5 protein-coding genes are annotated in these 4,448 nt (G+C 37.8%); all 5 read right to left on the reverse strand.

Going from position 1 to position 4,448, the window contains the following annotated elements; translation table 11 throughout:
* The coding region (gene cps2T / locus A5868_RS12470) for a beta 1-4 rhamnosyltransferase Cps2T (RefSeq protein WP_254911049.1) at positions 1-1,169 on the reverse strand (1,169 nt) is incomplete at its 3' end.
* A 12-nt stretch (positions 1,170-1,181) separates the two neighbouring features.
* Entirely contained in the window at positions 1,182-1,898 is a 717-nt protein-coding gene (locus tag A5868_RS12475; protein ID WP_010779742.1) for a sugar transferase, read from the reverse strand.
* 27 nt (positions 1,899-1,925) lie between these two features.
* On the reverse strand, positions 1,926-2,693 hold the full coding sequence (locus A5868_RS12480; RefSeq protein ID WP_010779741.1) for a tyrosine-protein phosphatase: 768 nt from the start codon (positions 2,691-2,693) through the stop codon (positions 1,926-1,928).
* Between the two features lie 18 nt (positions 2,694-2,711).
* The gene (locus tag A5868_RS12485) at positions 2,712-3,416 is read right to left on the reverse strand and encodes a CpsD/CapB family tyrosine-protein kinase (RefSeq protein ID WP_010779740.1); all 705 of its coding nucleotides are present in this window, start codon (positions 3,414-3,416) and stop codon (positions 2,712-2,714) included.
* Between the two features lie 9 nt (positions 3,417-3,425).
* Positions 3,426-4,217, reverse strand: a complete 792-nt coding sequence (locus A5868_RS12490) for a YveK family protein (protein ID WP_086303289.1) — start codon at positions 4,215-4,217, stop codon at positions 3,426-3,428.
* Between the last annotated feature and the right edge of the window lie 231 nt (positions 4,218-4,448).

Below are 4,448 nucleotides of genomic sequence, written 5' to 3' on the forward strand. Positions count from 1 at the left end.
TTTTCATACAAATAGACAATTCTATCCCATGAATAATCCTTCTTTAAAAAGCTGTTATCTCCTAATTCTTTTAATGTCTTGTTCCAATTTTCCTCTACGTCTAACTCAGTAATAAGACTACTTAACTCATCACTCTTTTTCCAATAAATAGCTGATTTCCGCCCCACTTCTCTGTTAAATCCAACATCCAATAACAGATTTAGTCTAGTACTCTCCATGGCTTCGAGTAATGACGGGTTAGTGCCACCTACTTCATGTCCATGTATATACGCAAAAGCATTTGCTCGAATATATTTTAGAAGCTCTTGATCATAAACAGTTCCAACAAATTTGATTCGAGAGTCTTTTTCAAAATTCGTATTATTTTTCAATTTTTTATAGAATTTATTTTTTTGAACATTTGTAATGATGACAAAATCTTTTGTAGTAATTGATTTCATAAATTCACGAATCATGATTTCATAATTATTTTCTGGAACAAATCTTCCAACCACTAAATAATAATCATTTTCACAAATGTTTTTTTGTCTAAACCATTCTCTCACCACTTTACAATTCTTCGTTAAGCAAGTTTTAGTTGACGTGATTCCATATGATATATATATTGTTTTAGGATTATAGTTTTTATATTCTCTATCAATATATTTTTGAATATTTTTACTATCACAAATAACTAAATCTGAGTTTTTAATCATTAAGCGTTCTGAAATTTTCCAATATTTCTTTATTGGATAACTCCATTTTTGTCTTAGCCACTCATGACCATCAGGATTTATAAATACTTTCCCATTGATTTCCTTAACTATTTGAGTAAGCCTTTGAATAAAAGGACCAATTCGACATGCTAAAATATAAAAAATTGGTTTTTCATCATTATTCTTTTTAGATAATTCTATAGCATACTTCAAAGCTAGTATGTCATAATAAATCGCTCTAGCTGGTCCAATATTAGGAACATCAATATTAAAGCACTTTGCGCCATTATGCTCAAAGTGCTTGTCAGTAATTCCTGATTTGGCTGAGTTTTCAGTCATGCACGCTACGTGGTACTGTATATTTCGATCAACTTGATATTCTGTCAGTTTTTCAACAAATGTTTCAAATCCTCCATATTTAGCAGGTATTCCTTTTGAACCAATGATGTAAACGTGCTGTTTTCCGTCTTCCACAAAAATAACTCCTTAATAAGCTCCATCTGGCTTAATCATTACTTTAATTGTCTTAATTATCAAAGAAAAATCGTACCTAATACCTCTTTTCTGAATATACTCAATATCAAAATCAACCATCTCATCAAAATGAACATCATTCCGTCCACTCACCTGCCACAACCCAGAGCAACCAGGTTTCACAAGTAGTCGCTGCATATCATATTGTGTATACTCAGCAACTTCTCTTTGCAATGGTGGTCTTGGTCCAATTAAACTCATTTCACCTCTGATCACATTGATCAATTGAGGCAACTCATCTAAGCTTGTTCGACGAATGAATTTCCCAAACTCCGTCACGCGAGGATCTTCCTTCATCTTGAACATGGCACCTTTGATTTCATTTTTATCGGCCAATCCATTTAATTTTTCTTCCGCATCTACGCACATGGAACGAAACTTGTACATCGTAAATAATTTTCCGTTTCTTCCCACACGTTTTTGCGAAAAAATTATAGGTGAATTGGGTTCGTCTTTATGTATTTTATAAGCGATCCACAGCATGACTGGAGAAATGAAGATTATTCCGATCGTTGCTGCAATAATGTCGATCATTCGTTTAACGAAGTCATATCCTTTTTGACGTTGGATTTTTTCTTTATCGATCCATATTAATTGGGAATCTTTCCTCTCAAATGAAGGTTTCGCACTCAAAATATTCACATCCCCAAAAGTCTTTTCACTTTTCATTCCATGCTCCCCCAAACACAAACTACCTTATTTAAAGAATTTGAAGCGTGACTCCTTTATTGCATAAAATTCTGGACAGCAGACTTTGTCTCCATTGACTAGATCTTTCGCCATCTGTTGCATTTCCTCAACCATTCTTGCTCCACCGATTTTATAAATCTCTTGATAGGCTTCTTTCATTAGAAACGTTCGATGCCTCAAGTTATGTGCATCTGAAGCCACCATATAGAGCATATTGTGCTTCAGCATGAGCTTGGCTGTTTTTTGGATATCCTTGCCAAAGGTCCCAACGATACTTGGAGCAGTCAATTGCGTCAATGCCCCCATTTGAAGAAAAGGAATCAGTCGATTCGGATCTTCGCGAAAAACAGAATTTCTCTCGGGATGCACGATGACTGGCACATGACCATGGCTCATCAGCTCGAAAAAGAGCTGCTCTGAATACTCGGGAACATCACCAGAGGGAAATTCGATCAAGAGATAGGTATTCTCAATATCCGTGAACAAGATTTCTTGATTTCGAATATCCTCTATAAGCGACCCTGTGATACGTACTTCTTGCCCCTCCAGTAACGTGAGAGGAATATCGTTTTGATCTAGGATTTCCTGCAATTCATCAACTTTAGTTATGATTTGATTGGCTGGATTCGAATACTTGCCATTGTTATGGTGTGGTGTACACATCAAATGAGTGATGCCTTGGCTAACTGCTTTTTTCGCCATTTTGATGCTGTCTTCCATTGTTTGCGCCCCGTCGTCGACGCCAGGTAAAATGTGACAATGCAGATCAATCAACGTTTTCACCTTCTTGTGTTATTTTTCGGTTCCGTAATAGTAATAGCCCTGATCTGTTACATCTGTACTGCCGTTGAACACGGCGCCTAACACATTGGCATTTACCATTGATAACAATTCCCGTGCTTTTTGCAATGAATCCTTACGGGTATAATTTTCTCGAACTACTAGCATCGTCCCGTCTGCTTTTGAGGCAATGATCTGTGCATCGGTCACCGCAACGATCGGCGGCATATCAAAGATCACGAAATCGTAATCTGAGCGAAGCTCCTTGATCAGCTGGTCCATCCGAGTCGATCCCAATAATTCTGATGGGTTCGGGGATTTGGGACCACTGGTCATCACATACAAATTCGGGACGACTGTCCGTTGAACCGCATCACTGACCTTCATATCGGTGCTTAACACATTGCTCAGCCCAACGCCGTTATTCAATAGAAAGGTTTTATGGACAGTGGCCTTCCGCATATCTGCATCAATGAGCAGCACGCTTTGACCTGAATTCGCAAAGACAACTGCGAGATTTGCTGCTGTCGTTGATTTTCCTTCTCCTGGTCCAGATGAAGTAATGACCATCGTTTTTATTTGTCGATCCGCAGAAGATGCGAATTGGATATTAGTCCGAATCGTACGATAGCGTTCAGATACCGGTGAACTTTTATCTACTAATGTAATCAGACTCACCGCATGAGTCGTCTCTGATTGTTTCTTTCGTTTAGCCATTGTTTCCTCCTAGACTCTTTTGCGTCTGCGACGATCAAAAGCCATGTCTGTCTCATTATTTTTAGGTGTTTCTTTTTTGCTGAACATTGGTGAGGCTTCGCGACGAATCTTTGCATTCAACTCTTTTTGCGTTAATTCTGGAACATTCCCTAAAAGGGTCAATCCAAATTCATCGGTCAATGTCTTACTTTCTTTCACTGTGCGATCCAACATTTCTAATAGAACAGCTAGAAAGACTCCTAACATGATCCCTACTAATAACCCGGCGGCGATCGTCAGCTTCTTGTTTGGAAAGACGGGGTCGCTGCTGGCGACAGCCTGCGAAATGATCGAGATTCGATCAACATTCAATACATCTTTTGCATTCGCCTTGAATATCTCAGCCGTTACGTTTGAAATATTCGCTGCTTCTCTTGGGCTCCTGCTAGTTGCAATAATCGAGAACATTTGCGAGTTTTGATTTTGTTCGACTTTGATAGTCTCTTTCAAATCATCTGTACTCATTTTCAAGCGGTATTCAGCATCCAATTTCTCGGATACTTCTTTTGTTACTAGGTCCCCGGTGATGATGTCCTTATATGTGTTGATCATTTGCAGGTTGGTATTGACGTCATTCGCATTCGTTGTTTCAGTTTGCGGCAAGGTCACTACTAGCTGCGCTTGTGAACTGTATTTGGGGGTCAAAATGAAAAAGGCTAATAGACCTGAAATCAAAAGGCCTACAAGTCCTCCTAGTACAATCAATCCCATTCGTTTCCTTAGTAGTTCAAATAATTGTTTGATGCTGATCGTTTGCTCCATAAGTTCCTCAACTTCCCTAAAGTTTTTCTTATTGTAATTGCTTTATAACTCTCCTAAACCCCTTTGAATAGCAGAATTAGTATATCAAAAAAAAATGACACGAATGTATGTCCATCCAAAACTTTATCTTCTTTTTTCGATGATTTTTTAAAGAAAAAGAGTTTTTATTTTGGAGGTTATAGAATACCTGACATTTTTATTCATTCAGCTTTCTATTTATAACTATTTAAC

It is taken from the genome of Enterococcus sp. 12F9_DIV0723 (assembly GCF_002174375.1).
Classification (GTDB): domain Bacteria; phylum Bacillota; class Bacilli; order Lactobacillales; family Enterococcaceae; genus Enterococcus_A; species Enterococcus_A gilvus.